The sequence below is a fragment of the Streptomyces sp. NPDC091416 genome (assembly GCF_044756845.1).
Classification (GTDB): Bacteria; Actinomycetota; Actinomycetes; order Streptomycetales; family Streptomycetaceae; genus Streptomyces.
Genome location: NZ_JBIVTU010000008.1, coordinates 262,684 through 281,670, shown reverse-complemented (window position 1 = coordinate 281,670; position 18,987 = coordinate 262,684). Strand labels below are relative to the sequence as shown.

The 18,987-nt window shown below is 71.5% G+C and carries 16 protein-coding genes; 4 read left to right on the top strand and 12 right to left on the bottom strand.

Annotated elements, in window-relative coordinates; translation table 11 throughout:
- Window positions 1–57: 57 nt before the first annotated feature.
- The 8 genes from ACIQMX_RS24535 to ACIQMX_RS24500 form a co-directional block, all read right to left on the bottom strand.
- Window positions 58–1,593 carry an endo-1,4-beta-xylanase gene (locus ACIQMX_RS24535; RefSeq protein WP_402481089.1) on the bottom strand — a complete coding sequence of 512 codons (1,536 nt, stop codon included), beginning with the start codon at window positions 1,591–1,593 and terminating at the stop codon, window positions 58–60.
- Window positions 1,594–2,320: 727 nt separating this feature from the next.
- Complete coding sequence (locus tag ACIQMX_RS24530; protein WP_402481086.1) at window positions 2,321–2,722, bottom strand: cupredoxin domain-containing protein; 402 nt, start codon at window positions 2,720–2,722, stop codon at window positions 2,321–2,323.
- 3 nt (window positions 2,723–2,725) lie between these two features.
- On the bottom strand, window positions 2,726–3,256 hold the full coding sequence (locus ACIQMX_RS24525; protein ID WP_402481084.1) for a hypothetical protein: 531 nt from the start codon (window positions 3,254–3,256) through the stop codon (window positions 2,726–2,728).
- A gap of 150 nt (window positions 3,257–3,406) precedes the next feature.
- Window positions 3,407–3,565 (bottom strand): hypothetical protein, encoded by a 159-nt coding sequence (locus tag ACIQMX_RS24520; RefSeq protein ID WP_363078341.1) that lies wholly within the window; start codon window positions 3,563–3,565, stop codon window positions 3,407–3,409.
- Between the two features lie 57 nt (window positions 3,566–3,622).
- Window positions 3,623–4,573, bottom strand: coding sequence for a cytochrome c oxidase assembly protein (locus ACIQMX_RS24515; RefSeq protein ID WP_402481082.1), 951 nt, complete (start codon window positions 4,571–4,573; stop codon window positions 3,623–3,625).
- Between the two features lie 120 nt (window positions 4,574–4,693).
- Entirely contained in the window at window positions 4,694–5,719 is a 1,026-nt protein-coding gene (locus ACIQMX_RS24510) for a 6-phosphofructokinase (RefSeq protein ID WP_219571799.1), read from the bottom strand.
- Between the two features lie 143 nt (window positions 5,720–5,862).
- On the bottom strand, window positions 5,863–6,591 hold the full coding sequence (locus ACIQMX_RS24505) for a glutamine amidotransferase (protein ID WP_362639577.1): 729 nt from the start codon (window positions 6,589–6,591) through the stop codon (window positions 5,863–5,865).
- Between the two features lie 34 nt (window positions 6,592–6,625).
- Complete coding sequence (locus tag ACIQMX_RS24500) at window positions 6,626–7,864, bottom strand: MurT ligase domain-containing protein (RefSeq protein WP_148015277.1); 1,239 nt, start codon at window positions 7,862–7,864, stop codon at window positions 6,626–6,628.
- Window positions 7,865–8,225: 361 nt separating this feature from the next.
- On the opposite strand from ACIQMX_RS24500, the gene ACIQMX_RS24495 reads away from it, so the two are divergent.
- Window positions 8,226–11,906, top strand: coding sequence for a S8 family peptidase (locus ACIQMX_RS24495; protein ID WP_402481078.1), 3,681 nt, complete (start codon window positions 8,226–8,228; stop codon window positions 11,904–11,906).
- Between the two features lie 56 nt (window positions 11,907–11,962).
- On the opposite strand, the gene ACIQMX_RS24490 is transcribed toward ACIQMX_RS24495, so the two are convergent.
- Complete coding sequence (locus tag ACIQMX_RS24490; protein WP_402481075.1) at window positions 11,963–12,910, bottom strand: helix-turn-helix domain-containing protein; 948 nt, start codon at window positions 12,908–12,910, stop codon at window positions 11,963–11,965.
- Between the two features lie 126 nt (window positions 12,911–13,036).
- Here ACIQMX_RS24490 and def point away from each other — a divergent pair, with 126 nt between their 5' ends.
- On the top strand, window positions 13,037–13,582 hold the full coding sequence (gene def, locus ACIQMX_RS24485; protein ID WP_402481072.1) for a peptide deformylase: 546 nt from the start codon (window positions 13,037–13,039) through the stop codon (window positions 13,580–13,582).
- Window positions 13,583–13,594: 12 nt separating this feature from the next.
- Here def and ACIQMX_RS24480 read toward each other — a convergent pair whose 3' ends face one another.
- On the bottom strand, window positions 13,595–14,245 hold the full coding sequence (locus ACIQMX_RS24480; RefSeq protein ID WP_402481070.1) for a TetR family transcriptional regulator: 651 nt from the start codon (window positions 14,243–14,245) through the stop codon (window positions 13,595–13,597).
- Window positions 14,246–14,415: 170 nt separating this feature from the next.
- On the opposite strand from ACIQMX_RS24480, the gene ACIQMX_RS24475 reads away from it, so the two are divergent.
- On the top strand, window positions 14,416–15,645 hold the full coding sequence (locus ACIQMX_RS24475; RefSeq protein ID WP_363078328.1) for an acyl-CoA dehydrogenase family protein: 1,230 nt from the start codon (window positions 14,416–14,418) through the stop codon (window positions 15,643–15,645).
- A 79-nt stretch (window positions 15,646–15,724) separates the two neighbouring features.
- Here the strand turns inward: ACIQMX_RS24475 and ACIQMX_RS24470 are convergent, their stop codons facing one another.
- Both ACIQMX_RS24470 and ACIQMX_RS24465 read right to left on the bottom strand, forming a co-directional pair.
- A complete protein-coding gene (locus ACIQMX_RS24470) occupies window positions 15,725–16,213 on the bottom strand; it encodes a glutathione peroxidase (protein WP_363078625.1) in 489 nt (162 codons plus the stop codon).
- Window positions 16,214–16,248: 35 nt separating this feature from the next.
- A complete protein-coding gene (locus tag ACIQMX_RS24465) occupies window positions 16,249–17,253 on the bottom strand; it encodes an AsnC family transcriptional regulator (RefSeq protein WP_363078627.1) in 1,005 nt (334 codons plus the stop codon).
- A 151-nt stretch (window positions 17,254–17,404) separates the two neighbouring features.
- On the opposite strand from ACIQMX_RS24465, the gene ACIQMX_RS24460 reads away from it, so the two are divergent.
- The gene (locus tag ACIQMX_RS24460; RefSeq protein WP_402481066.1) at window positions 17,405–18,955 is read left to right on the top strand and encodes an amidase; all 1,551 of its coding nucleotides are present in this window, start codon (window positions 17,405–17,407) and stop codon (window positions 18,953–18,955) included.
- Window positions 18,956–18,987 lie beyond the last annotated feature (32 nt).

Below are 18,987 nucleotides of genomic sequence, written 5' to 3'. Positions count from 1 at the left end.
GGGGTGATGCGGCGGGGGAGCGGAAGGCGGTAGGGGGTTGGCCTGCGCGGCCGAAGGTCAGGGCTCGATGCCCCAGACGAGCTCGCCGCCGACGTACACGGCGACCCGGTCGGCGTCCGCGTACGAGGTGCCGGTGCCGTGGCTGTAGTCGTCCGACTCGTCGAAGTTCGACCAGTCCGTCTTGTTCAGACGCAGCTGGATCTCCCCGGTGGTGGCGCCCGGCGCCAGACTGCCGCTGCCGAAGCCCACTTCGAGGTAGTGGTCGGCGCCTGCCACGGGAGTGCTCACAGCGGCGACCCGATGGGTCACGGTCGAGCAGCCGATCGGCGACCAGTCGCACCAAGTACTGTACGTGGAAGCTCCGTTGTCGGCGGTGAACCAGTAACGGACCGTCACGTCCGCCAGGCTGACCGCCGCGTCGCCGGTGTTCACGAGTTGGAGGCCGGGCTTGATCTGGTTGTCACCCGAGGAGGAATCGCTGCTGCGGTACTGGGCCTTGAGCGCGCCGGGCTCGCCGCCCTCGCCGCCGCCGTCGTCTCCGCCCAGCGCGGTGCGCACGGCGGAGTAGGCGGACTTCGGCAGCAGGTTCTCGTCGTACAGGTTGGCGGCGCCCTGGCCCGGGAACGTGCTCGGGACCCAGGAGTACTTGTCCGTGTAGTCCCAGACGGTGATCCCGACGCAGCGTTCGACCGCCAGACAGGCCTCGGTCACCTGCCGGTAGTACGAGGACTGCGTGGCCGTCTTGGTGCTGTCGGCGGGCAGTTGCATGCGCACGTCGAGTTCCGTGACGGCCACGTCGAGCCCGAGGTCGGCGAACCGCTGCATGTTCGCCTGCATCTGGTAGGGGAAGCCGTACTGGACGGCCAGATGCGCCTGCATGCCGACCCCGTCGAGCGGCACGCCCTCGTCCAGCAACTCGCTCACCAGGGCGTACATGGCGTCGCTCTTCGCGCCGAGCCCCTCGATGTTGTAGTCGTTGAGGTACAGCTTGGCGTCCGGGTCGGCGGCGTGGGCGGCGCGCAGAGCGGTGGCGATGTAGTCGCTGCCCATGGCGGTGTAGAAGGGACTTGTGCGGAACGTCCCGTCCTCGTTGAACGGCTCGTTCACCACGTCCCACGCGGAGACCGCGCCGCGGTAGTGCGTCGCCTCCTCGGTGATGTGGTTCGTCATGGCGGCCTCGACCTGGGCCGGGGGCAGTGCGCCGACCCAGCCCGGCAGTTGGCTGTGCCAGACGAGGGTGTGGCCGCGCACGGTCTGGCCGTGCTGCTGGGCGAAGTCGGTGATCACGTCGCCCTTGGCGAAGTTGAACTGGCCCTGGGCCGGCTCGGTGGTGTCCCACTTCATGGAGTTGCCGGGGGTGATCTGCCCGAACTCGGAGCCCAGAACGGCCGCGTAGGCGGCATCTGGCAGTTCGGGGTTGTCGGTGGCGGAACCGAAGTACTTGCCCTGGGCGGTGGCGAGTTCATGCAGGGTGCCCTGCTCGGCCGCGGTCGCCGGTCCGCCCGTCAGGGAGGTGGCGAGGGCCAGGGCTCCGACCAGGAGGGCCGGGAGCCCTCCGGTACGGCTGGGTCTACTGCGCTTCACCAAGCTCATGACAAAGACCTTCCTCGGCCGGGCGGCACGGGGTGTTGCGGGGAGCGCGGCTGCGCCCCGTAACACCCCTTTCGCCACCTGGTGTTGGGGGAGAAGGGAGGGGAGTGGAGTGTGCAAGTCTTGATTGTGGGAGCGCTCCCAAGGTGGCGTGGTGATGGGCACCTGTCAAGACTTAAATCACAACTGCCTTACGGGCGCGTTAACTCGGCTACACGTCGAACGGATGCCTCGGGTGGTGCGGCGGACGGTCCCGGGAGCCGCCGGTCGCGTGCGCCGATGACGCCGGCGCCGCAGGCGCGTGAACGCTCTGCCGGACGTGGGAGGCGTGGGTGCGTGCGGGGCGGGAGTGGCGTGTTCGCGATTGCGTGCGCGTGGTCGCGGAGAAGGTCGTGGGTGCCAATGGGGTCGCGCACGTTGGGTGATGGCCGTGAGGACTCACGCATCTGCGCGCCGGTCTCCGGCGAGCCTGTGTTCCTGCCGTCCGCTGCTCGCATGCCGGCCGCGGAAACCGCTGGGCAGCCGGGTGGGGGAGGGGGTGCGGCGGCTCTGTGGCGGGGTCCGTGCCGGGTGCCCGCCCGTCGCGCAAGTAGTGCAACCGTGTATCAATATTGCCGGAGAGTGACGAGCGGACTGCTCCGGGGCTGGGTGCGGTTGCGGTGGCCCGGGGGTCCGTACGGCGTGCGCGAAGGTGTAGGCGGACGGTCTCCGGGCGCTGCGGAGAGCGCTCTCAGCGCACCGTGAGTGAGCCGTGCATCGTCGGATGGATGGTGCAGATGTACGGATATGGGCCCGGCCGGGCCGGAGCGTCGAAGGTGACCTTTTGTCCTGACTTCACCTGGCCGGTGTCGAAGGCCCCGTCACTGGTGGCCGTCACGGTATGCGTTGCCGCATCTTTGTTGATCACGGTGACCTCTGTACCCGGGGCAACGGTCAGGGTGGCCGGATGGAACGCGAAGTCCTTGATCGTGATCAGGGCGCCGCCCGCCGGCCGTGAGGCGGTGGGCGGCGTGGGGGAGGCGGAGGGCGAGGAGCCGCCACCGCCGCCGGAACAGCCGGCCAGGGCGGTGGCGCAGGCCACCGAGGCGGCCACCACGGCGATGCGCGCCCTCGCGGGAAGCAGTGCGGGCACGGCTCAGTACCCTCCGTCGTTCGACGGGGAGGGAGAGGACGGGGCCTTTGTGATCTTGTTCCCGCCGGCGTCGAGCACGTACCAGGCCGCACCGAATCCGTTCGATCCCTGTCCGTTGGTGTCGCCGGCGCTCGTGTCGCCCGCGTAGCGGTACAACGGGTGACCGTTGTACGTGATCTCCTTGCGGCCGTCGTCACGCGTCGTGGTGCCGAGCAGCGACGCCCGCACCCCCTTGCCGGCGACCGGCTTCCCGGTGACGGTCAGGGGCGGCCAGGCCGTTGCGCACTCACCGTTGCACGTCGACTTCGAGGAGGTGTCCGCCTCCCAGAGGTAGAGGGTCCGCCCGTCGCCGTCCACCAGGATGGTGCCCAGGGGGTTCGACGCGGTCGCCACGGTCCCGGACGCCGCCGCGCCGGTCGCGGAAGGCGTGGCCGACGCCGATCCGCCGCCCCCGCCGTCGTCCGAACATCCGCCGAGTAGGGCGGCCAGCAGGCTCACCGTCGCGGCCGCGGCCGCTCCTGCGCGGTACTCCATCACGAACTCCTCGGACCCGGTCGCCGTACCGGCGGCATCGTGGCCCGAACAGTAGGCGCGCACCCGTCCGGCCCCGGACAGGCGCTCGGGGCGAACCGCGAACCGGCACCGTGCGGGTGTACGGATCCGGCCGCCCCTGCTCCGTCCGGCTCAGCTCTCGCGGGTGGCGACCATTCCCATCGTGATGAGCCCCAGCACCACCCAGCCGAACCAGAGCCAGCCGTTGCTCCCCAGCGCGACCGTGTACGCGGTGACCGCCACCAGGGCGCCTACGGTGAGCACTCCCATTGCCTTCGTGGATCCAGACATGCGCGCACCCTCCTAGAGGCCGTGGATGCCATCGTCACCCCGAAGGCCCCTCCGCCGCTACTGTCCGCGCGCCTGCAAGGACGCGAGATACGCGTTGTACGCCTGGAGCTCCTGGTCGCCGTCCCGGTCCGCGGCCCGGTCCGAGCGCTTCGCCGTCCGCTGTTCCGAGCGGTACCACTGGAACACCAGGGCCACCAGGACCAGCACCGAGGGAATCTCGCTGAACGCCCAGGCGATGCCGCCCGCCGCGTTCTGGTCGGACAGGGCGTCGATGCCGAGCGAGGCCGGGGGGTTCTCGTAGGCCTTCACCATCGGCTCGCTCGCCATCATCAGCGCGATGCCGAAGAAGGCGTGGAACGGCATCCCGGCGAACAGCTCCAGCATCCGCATCACATAGCCCGGACGGTGCGGCCCCGGGTCGACGCCCATGATCGGCCAGAAGAAGACCAGGCCGACCGCCAGGAAGTGCACCATCATCGCGAGGTGCCCGGTCGTCGAACCCATCAGGAAGTCGAAGAGCGGAGTGAAGTACAGCGCGTACAGGCTGGCGATGAAGAGCGGGATGGTGAACACGGGATGCGTGATGATCTTCATGTAGCGGCTGTGCAGCAGCATCAGGAGCAGCTCACGGGGCCCCTTCCTGCCACGCCCCGCCACCGGCAGGGCACGCAGCGCGAGGGTTACGGGCGCACCGAGCAGCAGCAGGATCGGCGACAGCATGCTGATCACCATGTGCTGCACCATGTGCACGCTGAACATGACCATGCCGTAGTCGTTGAGCCGGGTGCACATCACCAGCGCGATCGTCAGCACACCGGCGACGAACAGGACGATCCGGCCCGGCGGCCAGCTGTCCCCGCGCCTGCGCAGCCGCAGCACCGCGTACCCGTACAGGACCACGGCGAGGACGCAGCCGGTCAGGAAGAACGGGTCCGCGGAGAACTGGAGCCCGCGTCCCAGCGTGAACGGCGGCAGATCCATGTTCATGCCGTGCCCGCTGTGATCCATCTGTTCACTCCCGATGGGAACGTCGGGACGTCCCTGTTTCGTGCCGGTTGGTCCCGACCAGAGTAGAACCGCCCCCGGCCGCAACTGCGGCCGGGGGCGGTTCCGGGAAGGGGGTGTGTCTCAGAGCACGCACTCGGCTTCGGAGTAGCGCTCCGCGGGGACCGTCTTCAGGGTCTCCACGGCGTCCGCGAGGGGCACCATCGTGATGTCCGTACCGCGCAGGGCCGTCATCATGCCGAACTCGCCGCGGTGCGCCGCCTCCACCGCGTGCCAGCCGAAGCGGGTCGCGAGGACGCGGTCGTACGCGGTCGGCGTGCCGCCGCGCTGGACGTGGCCGAGGATCACCGGGCGCGCCTCCTTGCCCAGGCGCTGCTCCAGCTCGATGGAGAGCTGCGTCGCCACGCCGGCGAAGCGCTCGTGCCCGTAGACGTCCTTGACGCCCGATTCGAACTCCATGGAGCCCTCACGCGGCTTCGCGCCCTCGGCGACCACGACGATCGCGAACTTCTTGCCGGCGGAGAAGCGCCGGCCGACCAGCTCGGTCAGCTCGTCGATGTCGAAGGGCCGCTCGGGAACGACGATGGCGTGCGCGCCGGCCGCCATGCCGGAGTGCAGGGCGATCCAGCCGGTGTGGCGTCCCATGACCTCGACGATCATGACGCGCTGGTGGGACTCGGCGGTGGTCTTCAGCCGGTCGAGGGCCTCCGTCGCCACGCCGACAGCGGTGTCGAAACCGAAGGTCACGTCCGTGGACGCGATGTCGTTGTCGATCGTCTTCGGTACGCCGACGATCGGCAGCCCCGCCTCGGACAGCAGGTTGGCCGCCTTCAGCGTGCCCTCGCCGCCGATCGGGATGATCGCGTCGAGGCCGAGGTCCGCGACATGGCCCCTGGCCGTCTCCACACCGCCGCGCAGATGCGCGGGCTGGACCCGGGAGGAACCGAGGATCGTGCCACCGCGGGCGAGGATGCCGCCGACCGCGTCGAGGTCGAGCTTGCGGTAGTCGCACTCGAGGAGGCCCCGCCACCCGTCGTGGAAGCCGATGACCTCGTCGCCGTGGTCGACCACAGCGCGGTGGACGACGGAACGGATGACGGCATTGAGGCCGGGGCAGTCGCCGCCGGAGGTGAGCACACCAATTCGCATTGCCCGGGAAACCTTTGCAACGTGGGCCGACGACCGGACCACGTCGTCCGGTTGGATCCCCGCCACCCTACCGGCGCAGGGTGGCGGGACCGAACCGGGCGTCCGCCTGCTGGACTCCGCTCAGCTGAGCGAAATGGCCCTCATCAGGCGGGCTGTGTCGCCGCGGCGATCCGCTCGGCGCGCAGCGCCTCGTACCAGCGGTCGTCGGTGGGCGGCAGGGCGTTCACATCGAGGGCCAGCTTCAGCAGCAGATCCGCGATCAGCGGGTTGCGCGCCATCACGGGCCCGTGCATGTACGTGCCGAAGACGGTGTCGTTGTACGCACCCTCGGTCCCGTCGCCGGTGCCGTTGCCCCGGCCGAACCGCACCTGGGCGAACGGGCGTGCCGTCGGCCCGAGATGGGTGACGCCCTGGTGGTTCTCGAACCCGGTCAGGGGCGGCAGCCCGAGGCGCGGGTCGATGTCCCCGAGCACGTCGCCGACGCACCGGGCCCCCTCGCCGCGGGTGGAGATCACGTCGAGCAGCCCGAGGCCCTGCTCGCGCTCACCGAGGTCGTTGACGAACTCGTGGCCGAGGATCTGGTAGCCCGCGCAGACCGAGAAGATGATCGCGCCGTTGGAAGCGGCCCGGCTGAGGCCGCCGTCGCGGCGCAGCCGCTCCGCCGCGAGCCGCTGCGGCCGGTCCTCACCGCCGCCGATCAGATAGATGTCCCCGGACGTGGGGACCGGCTGGTCGCTGCGCACGTCGACACGCGACACGTCGAGGCCGCGCTGGCGGGCCCGGCGCTCCACGACGAGGGCGTTGCCCTGGTCGCCGTAGGTGCTCAGCAGGTCCGGGTAGACCCACACCAGCCGCAGGCTGTTGTTGCTCATGCTTCGTCCTCTCCTGAGGGGCCCGGGGCCGGGGTCAGTTGCCGACACGACGGCGCAGATCCTGGAAGGCGGTGTAGTTGGCGATGACCTCGATGCGTCCGGGCGGTGCCTGCTGGACGGCCTCGTCGAGGTTCTCGCAGACCCGGAAGTCGAGACCGGCCACTTCGAGGCGGACCGCGAGGTCCAGCTTCCGGTCGCCGAGCACGAAGATCGGGTGGCCCGCGAGCTGGGTGTAGTCCACGTCCCACAGCCACGAGGTGTCCGTGCCGTCCGCGCCGCGGGCGTTCACGGAAAGGATCACCGGGGTGGGCGGCGGGTCGATCAGGGAGAACGTCTCCAGCCAGCCCGCCGGGTTCTTCGCCAGCAGGAGACGCAGTTCGCGGCCGAGGAAGGTGACCACGTCGTAGCGGCCCGCGACGGCCTGCACCTGGTACATCCGCTCCAGGGCGACCTGCGGCGGCACGCCGAACACGGCGGCCACGGCGGCCGAACTGGTGGCGTTGGCCTTGTTGGCGCGGCCGGGCAGCTGGAGATGGATCGGCCACGCCGATCCGTGCGGGTCGAGCACGTAGTCACCGTGCAGGACCCAGCTGGGCGGCGGGCGGCGGAAGCCGCACTCGCCGCAGAACCAGTCGTCGCCGGGGCGCTGCATGACACCACCGCAGGACGGGCAGGACCAGGCGTCGTCCTTCCACGCCTGGCCGGCCGCGACCCACACCACGTTGGGTGAGGAGGAGGCCGCCCAGACGATCAGCGGGTCGTCCGCGTTGGCGACGATCACGGCCTTCGAGCCGGACAGTCCCTCCCGCCACTTCTCGGCCAGCATCCGGGTCTCCGCGGCCCGGTCGAGCTGGTCGCGCGAGAGGTTGAGCAGCGCGATCACCTTGGGCGTCGTGTCGCGGGCGACGCCGGCGAGGTACTTCTCGTCGACCTCGATCACGCCGTACTGCGCGTCCGAGCCACCGGCCAGGGCCGAGGTGATGCCCGCGGGCATGTTGGCGCCCAGCGCGTTCGACACGACCGGGCCGGCGGCCCGCAGTGCCTCGGCGATCAGCCGGGTCGTGGTCGTCTTGCCGTTCGTCGCCGACACGAGGATCACGTCCAGGTGCTGCGCCAGCCGCCCCAGCAGGTCGGGGTCGAGCTTGAGCGCCACCCGGCCGCCGATCACCGATCCGCTGCCCCGACCGGCCGCTCGCGACACCGCCGCAGCGGCCTTGCCCGCCGTCACGGCCAGCTTGGCCCGCGGCGACAACGGCTCCGTGTTGCCTGCCATCGTCCTAGATCCTCCTTGCATCGGTCCGCGCCCAGCCTATCGATGTCCGGCGCGGCGGAGGCACGGCGGCACCGTCCGGACCGTGGAGTTCCCGTGGAACGAGACACGCGCGAACTAACACCACTTCATTTGTCTGGCAAACATACAGGTCAGGGCGGTTGTGCGGGATCCGGAGACGCGTCGCCCCGTCATTTCACGCCGAAGGCCCCCGAGACCGGGACCCGGACACGGGAGGTCTCGCAGCCCGTGCGGGGTTGTCGGCACGCCGGCTCCGGGTGCTGCCCGTCACGTTTCCGCCATGTCGGAGATACGACACAGGACAAGGCTGTGCAAGGGCCGTGACGCCGATTAAACCGATCCCATGAGATCAATAACCAGGCGCCGGTTCCTGCCGGCCGCCATCGCGCTGACCATGGCGCTCACCGGGTGGGCGGGGGTGCCGGCCGCGGTGGCGGACCCCTCCGCAGCCGCTGCGGCGGGCCCGTCCGCCGGTACGTCGTACGACCTCACGCTCGTCACCGGCGACGTGGTCCACTACACCGATCTTCCCGGTGCCAACGACGTCGTGACGGTCGACCTCGCCGACCCGGCCGCCGGCGGCGTGCAGGTGCGGACGCAGGGGGAGCACACGTATGCGGTGCCGACGCAGGCGATGCCGCTGCTGGCCGCCGACCGGCTCGATCCGCGTCTGTTCGACATCACCGAGCTGGTGGCGATGGGGTACGACGACGCGCGGACCGGTTCCGTGCCGCTGATCGCGACGGCGCCGGAGAACGCCCGTTCCGCCCGGCCCCCGGCCGCCCCCGAGGGCGCCGCGACCGTGCACACGCTGGAGTCGATCGACGCGACGGCGCTGCGCACCGCCAAGGACGACGCCCACGCGTTCTGGAAGGACATCGCTCCCGGGAAGGCGCCGCGCACCCTCGACGGTGGCATCGGCAAGCTGTGGCTGGACGGGAAGGTCAAGGCCTCCCTGGCCGAGGAGACGGCGCGGATCAGGGCGACCGACGCCTGGCAGCAGGGCTACGACGGCAAGGGTGTGAAGGTCGCGGTGCTCGACACCGGCGCCGACCTCGACCACCCCGATCTCGTCGGCCAGGTGGACGCGTCGAAGAGCTTCGTGCCGGGGGAGGGCGTCGACGACGGCCACGGCCACGGCACGCACACCGCCTCCACCATCGCCGGCACCGGCGCCGCCTCCGGCGGGAAGGAGAGGGGCGCGGCCCCCGGCGCCCGGCTGCTCATCGGCAAGGTCCTGAGCGACAAGGGCAGTTCCGGCAGCGACTCCGACGTCATCGCGGGCATGGAGTGGGCCAGGGACCAGGGCGCGGACATCGTGTCGATGAGCCTCGGCACGCCCGACGGGTCCGACGGCGACGACCCCATGGCGCAGGCCGTGAACACGCTGTCGGCCAACGGCGGTCCGCTCTACGTGATCGCCGCGGGCAACGCCTACGACCCCGGCACGGTCGGCTCCCCGGGTGCCGCGGCCTCCGCGCTGACGGTCGGCGCGGTCGACGGGAACGACGAGCGGGCCGAATTCTCCAGTCAGGGCCCGCTGACCCGTACCCACCGCCTCAAGCCCGACGTCTCCGCCCCCGGCGTCGACGTCACCGCCGCGGCCTCGCAGTCGGTGCCCGGCTGGACCGGCGGCCCGTACCGGACCATGAGCGGCACCTCGATGGCGACGCCGCTGGTCGCGGGCACCGCCGCGATCCTGAAGCAGCGTCACCCCGACTGGAGCGGCCGGCGCATCAAGGACGCGCTGATGAGCACGTCGCACCGCACCGGCGCGACGCCGTACGAGGCCGGCACCGGCCGGGTGGACACCGTAGCGGCCCTGGACTCCACGATCGAGGCGACCGGCTCGGTCGAAGCGGCCACGTACGACTGGCCGCACGCCGACGCGAAGGCGGCCACCCGCACGATCACCTACCGCAACGACGGTGACGCGGACGCGACGCTCGCACTCGCCACCGGCACGGACTCGGACGCCTACGTGCTCTCCGCGCCGTCGGTGAGGGTCCCGGCGCACGGAACCGCGGACGTCACCCTGACCCTCGACCCGGCGAAGGTTCCCACCGGCACCACATTCTCCGGTCAGGTCTCCGCCACGGACGCGGCTTCCGGCGCCGTGGTCGCGCACACCGGTTTCGCGTTGTTCAAGGAAGCGGAGATGTATGACTACACCATCGAGCTGAAGGACCGCGACGGCAATCCCGCGGCGCACACGGTGGCGTTGTACGACGCCTCCTCGACCACCGCGGCGTACGTCGAAGTCGACGGGGAGAAGACCCTGCGCCTGCCGCCGGGCCGCTACGCCGTCTCGGCCTACCTCGACGTGCCGGGCGAGCGGTCCGACGCACTCGGCCAGGCGCTGCTGATCTCCGACGAGATCACGCTCGGCGCCGGCCACCCAAGAGGCACGGCGGTCCTCGACGCGACCAGGGCTCGCGAGGTGACCGCGGTCCCCGAGCGCAGGAGCGAGACGGTCCAGCGGGTCTTCAACCTGTCGCGCCGCTACGGCGACGCCGCACAGCACGGCTGGTCCACCTCCTGGCTGGTGGCCGCCAAGTACGACTCCGTCTACCTGACGCCGACCGAGCAGGTCGCCGACGGTTCGCTGAAGGCGTTCATGAGCTGGCGGATGCGGCAGCGGGCGCTCGCCGCGACGACCGGCACCGGCCGCGAGGTCACGCTGGTCCCGCAGGGCGGCAGCGCGTACCACGACGGCACCGGCACCCTGAGGACCGTGTACGCGGGTCAGGGCGCGGCAGCCGACTACGAGGGCATCGACGTCCGCGGCAAGGCGGTCGTGATCTACCGCAGCACAACCGTGACCGCCGCTCAGCGGGCGCAGGCCGCTTCGGCCGCCGGCGCCGCGATGCTGATCGTCGTCAACGACACCCGTGGCCGCCTCTTCGAGACCTACAGCGGCGGCGGGGACGTCACTGTGGCGTCCGTGGCGCAGTCGGACGGCGCCCGGCTGGTCACCGAGGCGAGGACGGGCCGCGGCACGCTGCGCGTCACGCAGCGGGAGTACCCGGACTACACCTACGACCTGGCCGAGAAGTTCGACGGCCGCATCCCGGACAGGTCGCTGGCCTACCGGCCGGACAACGGCGACCTGGCCCGTCTGGACTCCGGCTTCTACGCGGCGGCGGGCACGACCGGTTTCGGCGGCCGCTACTTCGTCCCGGCGTGGAGCCCGGCTCTCGGCGGCGACTCGTACGAGAAGTACGGGCGCACGCTCACCGAGTACGTCACCCCGGTCACGAGCGACATCGGCACGTGGTGGGAGCAGCACGAGGGTCTGGGCGCCGCGGCCTCCTTCCGGGAGAGCGGCTACACGCAGGTGTCACCCGGCCGGCCTGCCGGGGCCGAGTGGTTCAAGCCGGTGCAGGCCCCGCGCCTGACCGACGACCACTCCGTCTACGCCACCGGTACCAACACGCTGATGTGGAACATCCCGATGCTGTCGGGCGGCGACGACGGCCACGCCGGGTTCGGCGGAACCGCCCAGACCTCGCTGCACCGGGGCGACACCCAGCTGGCGAAGGTGAACTCCCGTGCGGGGCGTGCGTACAACCTGACCACGGGCTCGTACACGCTGGAGGCGGCGGGGCAGCGCAACTCCCCGGCATGGAGCACGTCCACGAAGACCGACACCACCTGGGGCTTCGACTTCGAGGCGGCGCCCGCGGGCACCCCGGCCCGGCAGGACGTGCCGTTGCTGAACCTCGGCTACGACGTCGACACGGACCTCCAGGGGGCGGCGCGGGCCGGCCGGATCCTGCGGCTCGGCCTGCACGCCGCCTCGCTCGCCGGTGACGTGACGGCGGACGCGGCCACCTTGCAGGTCTCGTACGACGACGGTGCGACCTGGCAGGAGGCACGGCTGAAGCGCACCGGCGACGGCCGGTGGACGACGACCCTGGGCACGCCGCGTCACGCCGGGTCGGTGTCACTGCGGGCCGGTGCCACGGCGCCCGGCGGACTCTCCGTCCAGCAGGAGGTCGTCAGGGCGGTCACGCTGCGCTGACCGGGAGAGGAATCACAGCCGGGGGCGGGCCTGCGTACGGGCCCGCCCCCGGCTCGTCATACCCAGCCCCGGTCCCTCGCGTGCCAGCCCAGCTGGAGACGGGTCGTCGCGTCGGTCAGGGCCATGAGCGCCTGGAGCCTGCGCTGCACGGTGCGTACCGACAGCTGGACCTGACCCGCCACCGCCGAGTCCGTGAGGCCGGCGAGCAGGAGCCGCAGGATGTGTGCGTCGACGGTGTCGATCTCCGCGTGCGGCTGCTCCTGGTAGGGGCGGGCGCGCCCCCACACCTGCTCGAACAACTCCCGTGCCACATGGGCCAGTCCGCCGCGCAGCACCACCGCGGGGTCCACTCCGGCGTCCCGTCCGTGCAGCGGCAGCATCGCCACGGCACCGTCGCACAGGATGAGCTTGTAGGGAACCTCGGTGACCGTGCGTACCTGGACCCCGTCGGCCAGGGACTGTGCCACCTGGTCCGCCGCACCCGGCTCACCCAGGAACCCCTGGTCGATGACGGCCCGCACCCGCACATCGCGCGAGATGGCCGTCACCTCCGCACTGTCGGCCGGGGTGACCGCCTGGGGTGTGCCGGCGGAGAAGATGTCGATCGTCCCGCGCGCGGAGAGCTGGAGCTGGAGATAGCGCATGCGGATCGCGTCGGTGCCCTCGACGATCTCCACGAGATCGCGCTGGGCCCGGTCGGCGGTCGCCGTGCGGTACGTCTCCGCGAGCCGCGCCACGGCGAGTTCGGCACGCTGGAGGCGCTCGCGGTGGGCCGCGAGTTCGACCCCGAGGGCGACGGCCGGGGGCGCCGCCGCGTAGCGCTCGCCGTCGGCCACCCGGAGAACCAGTCCGCGGTCGGCCAGGGTGCGCAGCGCGGCGCCGGTCCGCCGTTCCGGCAGGCCGACCGCCTCGGCGAGCTGTGCGTAGCCGGGCGAAGGCAGCGTGATCAGCGCCTGGTACACCGCGTCCTCGTCCGCCGTGAGGCCGAGATCCTGAAGGCTCATCGCGGCACCGACCTCCGTTCTCCTCGTACGCACCGGACCGTGTGGCCTGAAGTGTCGCAGGTCGCTGTCGCGGTGAGCCCTTCGCGGCAGGCAGCGGGCGTTCTGGCGGAACGTACGATGTCCGTCATGCGAAACCGCCCCATCCCCGGCAGCTCCGGCCTCGTCCGGACCATGACCCTGCTCGGCGACCCGGTGCTCCACGCCCCGTGCGAGCCGGTCACGGACTTCGGCCCGTCGCTCGCCCGGCTGATCGAGGACCTGTTCGCCACGATGTACGAGGCGCAGGGCGTAGGTCTCGCAGCCAACCAGGTCGGTGTGCCGCTCCGGGTGTTCGTCTTCGACTGCCCCGACGACGAGGACGTCCGCCATCTCGGACACGTGGTCAACCCCACGCTCGTCGAGGCCGACGGCATCACCGTGCGCGGCCCCGAGGGCTGTCTGTCGCTGCCGGGCATCGAAGCCGGTACGCCGCGCTTCGACCGGGCCGTGGTCGAGGGTGTGACGGCCGACGGGGAGCCGGTGCGGATCAGCGGAACGGGCTTCTTCGCCCGCTGCCTCCAGCACGAGTGCGACCATCTCGACGGGACCGTCTACACGGACCGGCTGACCGGACTGCGCCGGGCACGCGCGCTGCGGGCGGCCCGCCGGGCGCCCTGGGGGCGCGCCGGCTGAGGGCCGCCGGGGTCAGAACCCGGGGCCGCCGGGGCGGTCGCCCGCCACCGCCAGCCTGCCCCAGAGCAGGTCGGCCAGACACCGCACCAGCTGCTCGCGCGAGCAGGGGCGTTCCCCCAGCCACCAGTCGCCCGCCGCGTGCATCATGCCGACGATGCCGTGGCCCCAGATCCGGGCCATCCCCTGGCTGTCGGGGCCGAGATCCACCCGCTCCGCGATGACCGTGGCGAGCTCCTCTCCCAGCCGCCGCAGCAGCGGGGCGGAGTGCCGTCCCACGTCGAAGCCCTGCTCGGAGGAGGGCGCCGCGTCGTCGGACGGGTGTATCAGGAAGCGGTAGACCTGCGGGCGGGCCTCGATCGCCGCGAGGTAGGTGTCGAGCGTCGCCTCGACGCGGGCGCGGCGGTCGGCGGGGGCGTCGAGCGCGGCTCGCAGGGCGCTGAGCAGCGCGTCGGTGTGCCGCTTGGCCAGGGCGCGGTAGAGACCGCCCTTGTCGCCGAAGTGCCGGTAGAGGATGGGCTTGGTGATGCCCGCCTCTGCCGCGATGGCGTTCATCGAGGCCCCGGGGCCGTCCCTGAGCACCACGCGGTCGGCGGCCTCGAGCAGCTCGCGGCGGCGGCGTTCGGCCGCGGACCGCTGGCGCTCGGCCTGTCGTGTGGTCTCCATGTCGTTTCTCCCACCCCTGACCGTGCATGTCCGTCCTGCCTGCGCAACGTAACACCCTGCCCAGCGCTGTGTGGATCGCCTTCCGGGCGGTTGACAGAGGCTACTTGTCGGTAACAGACTGTTGTTACCGCAAGTAACTATTTCTTTGACGGCAGTACGTGGAGGGGAACATGGCCGAGTTCACGCTCGATCTCAACGACGACCAGAAGCAGGTCCGTGACTGGCTTCACGGCTTCGCCGCGGACGTGATCCGTCCGGCTGCTTCGGAGTGGGACGAACGTGAGGAAACGCCCTGGCCCGTCATCCAGGAGGCCGCCAAGGTCGGAATCTACTCCCTCGACTTCTACGCGCAGCAGTTCTTCGACCCGACGGGCCTCGGCATCCCGATGGCGATGGAGGAGCTCTTCTGGGGCGACGCGGGCATCGCCCTGTCGATCGTCGGTACGGGCCTGGCGGCCGTAGGCGTCCTCGCCAACGGCACAGAGGAACAGATCGGCACCTGGATCCCGCAGATGTACGGCGACGCGAACGATGTGAAGGTCGCCGCCTTCTGCTCCTCCGAGCCCGACGCCGGCTCCGACGTCGGCGCGATGCGTACGCGTGCCGTGTACGACCAGGCCAAGGACGAGTGGGTGCTCAACGGCACCAAGACCTGGGCCACCAACGGCGGCATCGCCAACGTCCACGTCGTGGTCGCGGTCGTCGACGCCGAACTCGGCACCAAGGGGCACGCCTCCTTCATCGTGCCGCCGGGCACCGCGGGCCTCTCGCAGGGCCAGAAGTTCAAGAAGCACGGCATCCGCGCCTCCCACACCGCCGAGGTCGTCCTGGAGGACGTGCGCGTCCCGGGCCACTGCCTGCTCGGCGGCAAGGAGAAGCTGGACCAGCGCCTCGCACGGGCCCGCGAGCGCGCTGCCTCCGGCGGCGGCGAGCGCGTGAAGAACGCCGCGATGGCCACGTTCGAGGCCTCCCGCCCGGCCGTCGGCGCGATGGCCGTGGGCACCGCCCGTGCCGCGTACGAGGTCGCGCTGGACTACGCGAGGACCCGGACCCAGTTCGGCCGCCCGATCATCGACAACCAGGGCATCGCCTTCCAGCTCGCCGACATGCGTACGCAGATCGACGCGGCCCGCCTGCTGGTCTGGCGCGCCTCGTGGATGGCGACCACCGGCAAGCCGTTCGAGTCGGCCGAGGGTTCCATGTCCAAGCTGTACGCGAGCGAGACCGCCAAGAAGGTCACCGCTCAGGCGATCCAGATCCTCGGCGGCAACGGGTTCACCCGTGAGTACCCGGTGGAACGCATGCACCGGGACGCCGCGATCTACACGATCTTCGAGGGCACGAGCGAGATCCAGCGCCTGGTGATCGCCCGCACGCTGTCCGGGATGCCCATCCGCTGACGTATCTCCGGCACGGTGACCCGGCCCCCGTGCCTGTCCGCCGGACAGGCGCGGGGGCCGGGCCGCACCGGCCCGGCGCTCAGGCGGGGAGCAGCGCCTCGATGGCCGCGACGACCTCGGGGGCCTCGGGCTCCGTGCGGGGGCGGATCCGGGCGACCGGCTCGCCCGCGGGGGAGATGAGGAACTTCTCGAAGTTCCACTGGATGTCACCGGCCTCGCCGTCCGCGTCCGCGAGCAGGGTGAGTTCCGCGTAGAGCGGGTGCCGGCCGGCGCCGTTGACGTCGGTCTTCGCCAGCAGCGGGAAGCTCACCCCGTACGTCGTGGAGCAGAATGTCTGGATCTCCTCCGAACTCCCGGGCTCCTGGCCGCCGAACTGGTTGCACGGCACGCCGAGCACGGTGAAGCCCCGGTCCCCGTACTCCTTCTGGAGCCGTTCGAGGCCGGCGTACTGCGGGGTCAGCCCGCACTTGGAGGCGACGTTCACCAACAGGACCGCCTGGCCGCTGTAAGCGCCCAGCGTCGTCGGCTCGCCGGTCAGGGTGTGGAGCGGGATGTCGTGCAGCGTCATGGATGTCTCCTCGTCGGTGTCTTCCACGGCAATTGTCACTCCCAGAGGTTCATCGGCACGAACCCGACCGCCCGGCCGTCCGGATCCAGCAGCCGGCCCATCAGCTTCACCGCGCGCAGCGCGACCGCGCGGTCGGCGATCCGCAGATGCGGGAGGGTCGCGGCGAGCCGCACCTCCAGGGCCTGGGCGTCCACCAGGGAAGAGACCCAGACGGTGGCGATGAGATTCTGCGGACCGGCCAGGCCCAGGCACTGTCTGATCTCCGGCAGCTTGGCCAACTCCCTTGCGGTGGAGTCCAGATGCTCGGCAGCCACGGTGCCGAAGAACGTCACGGCGACCGGTGAGCCGGACAGTGAGCGGGCCAGGTCGCAGCGGATCACCAGGCGGCCCGCCTCCAGCAGCCGGTTCAGCCGGCGGCTCGCCGTGTTGACCGAGATTCCGAGCGCTTCGGCGAGCTCGCTGAGGGACATGCGGCCGTTCTCGCCCATGGTCGTGACGAGTTCGGCGTACTCCGGCAGATGCGGCGAATCGCCCAGGGCCGACCGGCGGGACGCGGTCAGGACTTCCTGCTGGGAACGGCTCAGGCTGGTCAGCCGCCACACGCTGCCCTCCGTGTAGCTGCGGGTGATCAGATGCGCCCGGGTCGCCACGATGCCGGGAATGGTCCCCAGCCGGTCCACGATGTAGCCGGAGAGCGCGCCGAAGCCGGTGGCCATCGCGGTGATCAGCAGATCGCGCCCGCCCGCCGCGTGCTCCACGGTCACCGCGTGCGGGTCCGCTGACAGGAGTTCCGCGACCGCCCCCGCCTGCCCCGGCGCGCAGTCGATCTCGATCAGCGCGCCGGCACCCGAGCCGCCGTACGGGTATGCCGTCACCCAGGCGTGGCCGGCGGCCCGCAGCCTCTCCCAGCGCCGGGCCACGGTCGCGGCGTCGATGTCCAGCGCCTTCGCCAGCTCGGTCCAGGGCGCCCTCGGGTTGATCTGCAGGGCGTTGACCAGGGCCAGGTCCAGCTCGCTCATCGAGGGCAGATTTTCGGTCATCACAGGTCCGAACCGGAAGGCGTGAGGGGAAGGAACTGCATTTGCTCATCTCCCATGACAGATATCAGCAATTTCGGGCGGCTTCTTGAGCGGAGATTAGCATCGCCGTACTCCATCAGATCCAGCCACATCCTGCCTCCGGAGGCGCCGCGTGCAGCAGCCTTTCGCCACCCTCACCGACGCCGCGGCAGCCCTGCGGTCCGGCGCCGCCGGCAGCGCGGAACTCGTCGCCGCCGCCCTCGCCGACGCCGAGGTGCTCGATCCGCTGCTCGGTGTGTACGTGACCCGCTTCCCGGAACAGGCCCTGGCCGCGGCCCGTGCCGCCGACTCCCTGCCCGCCGCCGAACGCGGTCCGCTGCACGGGCTGCCCCTCGCGGTGAAGGACAACCTCGCCACCGTCGAAGGTCCGGCCACCGTGCAGAGCCCCGCCCACGACCCGCACTGGTGGCGCGGCCTCGACGCGCCGGCCGTCGCCCGGCTGCGCGGTGCCGGGGCCGTCGTCCTCGGCAAGACCACCATGACCGAGTACGCCATGGGCCGCCCCGATCCCTCCCACTCCTTCCCGGTGCCCCGCAACCCCTGGGACCCCGAACGCTGGACCGGCGGATCGAGTACGGGCAACGGTGCCGGCATCGCCTCCGGGCTCTTCCTCGGCGCCCTCGGCAGCGACACCTCCGGCAGCGTCCGGCTGCCCGCCGCCCTCTGCGGTACCACCGGCCTCAAGACCACCTTCGGGCTGCTGCCCGTCGACGGCTGCGTCCCGCTCAGTCCCTCGCAGGACGTCCTCGGCCCCATGGCCGTCACCGCACGCGACTGCGGACTCCTCCTCGACGCGCTGACCGGCCCCCGGCGGCCCGCCCCAACGGCGGACACCGCGGTGCCCGGACTGCGGATCGGCGTCCCGTACGGGCTGCTCGACGCGCCGGGCATCACGGCGGCGTGTCGCGACGCCTTCCACGAGGCCCTGCGGACGCTGCGCGAACTCGGCGCCCATGTACGGGAGTTCCAGCTCCCCGAGTTCGGCGGCCTGCTCGCGGTGAACGCCGTGACGATGCTCGCCGAAGCCTTCGCCGTGCACGGTGAGCGGCTCGTCGCCGACTGGGACGGGCACGGCCGGAGCTTTCGCCGGCTGGCCGCCGCGGGCGGGCTTCTGCCCGCTCATCTCTACCTCCGCGCCCAGGACACCCGTGAACGGCTCACAGCGGCGCTGCTGGAGCGGATGGACGGGCCCGGCGGCGTCGACCTGATCGCCACCCCGACCTGGCCGGCCCCCGCGCGACGTTACGCACAAGAAGCCGCGCCCGGCGAGGAACTCAACCTCACCGCCGTCTGGAACCCCACCGGATTCCCGGCCCTCGCGCTGCCCATGGGCGCAGACCCGGCCGGACTGCCGCTCTCCCTCCAACTGGCCGGCCGGCCCCGCAGCGAGTACACCCTGATCGCCGCGGGCGAGGCCTACCAGTCGGCCACCATCTGGCATCTGCGCCGGGCCGCGCCCGACCCCCGGCGACGGCCCGCCCCGCTCCAGGACCCGGAAACCGGACCGGCTCCCGCGCCGTACGCCGCCAGTCCGGGCGACGGTGCCACCGACACCGGAGCGCTGCTCGCCGCCCTCGGAATCACCCCCGGCCCCGCCGATCTGGCCGTCGTACGGGCCGTGGCCCAGTCACTCCTCACCGCCGGCCGGCAGTCCACCGACTGACCCCGGCCCACCCGGGCGCACCGACCCCGGGC

Coding starts and splice junctions, on each gene's coding strand:
- ACIQMX_RS24515 (WP_402481082.1), bottom strand. CDS start 4,573: ATGGATCACAGCGGGCACGGCATGAACATGGATCTGCCGCCGTTCACG.
- ACIQMX_RS24500 (WP_148015277.1), bottom strand. CDS start 7,864: ATGGCAGGCAACACGGAGCCGTTGTCGCCGCGGGCCAAGCTGGCCGTG.
- ACIQMX_RS24525 (WP_402481084.1), bottom strand. CDS start 3,256: ATGGAGTACCGCGCAGGAGCGGCCGCGGCCGCGACGGTGAGCCTGCTG.
- def (WP_402481072.1), top strand. CDS start 13,037: ATGCGAAACCGCCCCATCCCCGGCAGCTCCGGCCTCGTCCGGACCATG.
- ACIQMX_RS24520 (WP_363078341.1), bottom strand. CDS start 3,565: ATGTCTGGATCCACGAAGGCAATGGGAGTGCTCACCGTAGGCGCCCTG.
- ACIQMX_RS24475 (WP_363078328.1), top strand. CDS start 14,416: ATGGCCGAGTTCACGCTCGATCTCAACGACGACCAGAAGCAGGTCCGT.
- ACIQMX_RS24470 (WP_363078625.1), bottom strand. CDS start 16,213: ATGACGCTGCACGACATCCCGCTCCACACCCTGACCGGCGAGCCGACG.
- ACIQMX_RS24495 (WP_402481078.1), top strand. CDS start 8,226: ATGAGATCAATAACCAGGCGCCGGTTCCTGCCGGCCGCCATCGCGCTG.
- ACIQMX_RS24480 (WP_402481070.1), bottom strand. CDS start 14,245: ATGGAGACCACACGACAGGCCGAGCGCCAGCGGTCCGCGGCCGAACGC.
- ACIQMX_RS24490 (WP_402481075.1), bottom strand. CDS start 12,910: ATGAGCCTTCAGGATCTCGGCCTCACGGCGGACGAGGACGCGGTGTAC.
- ACIQMX_RS24510 (WP_219571799.1), bottom strand. CDS start 5,719: ATGCGAATTGGTGTGCTCACCTCCGGCGGCGACTGCCCCGGCCTCAAT.
- ACIQMX_RS24465 (WP_363078627.1), bottom strand. CDS start 17,253: ATGACCGAAAATCTGCCCTCGATGAGCGAGCTGGACCTGGCCCTGGTC.
- ACIQMX_RS24535 (WP_402481089.1), bottom strand. CDS start 1,593: ATGAGCTTGGTGAAGCGCAGTAGACCCAGCCGTACCGGAGGGCTCCCG.
- ACIQMX_RS24505 (WP_362639577.1), bottom strand. CDS start 6,591: ATGAGCAACAACAGCCTGCGGCTGGTGTGGGTCTACCCGGACCTGCTG.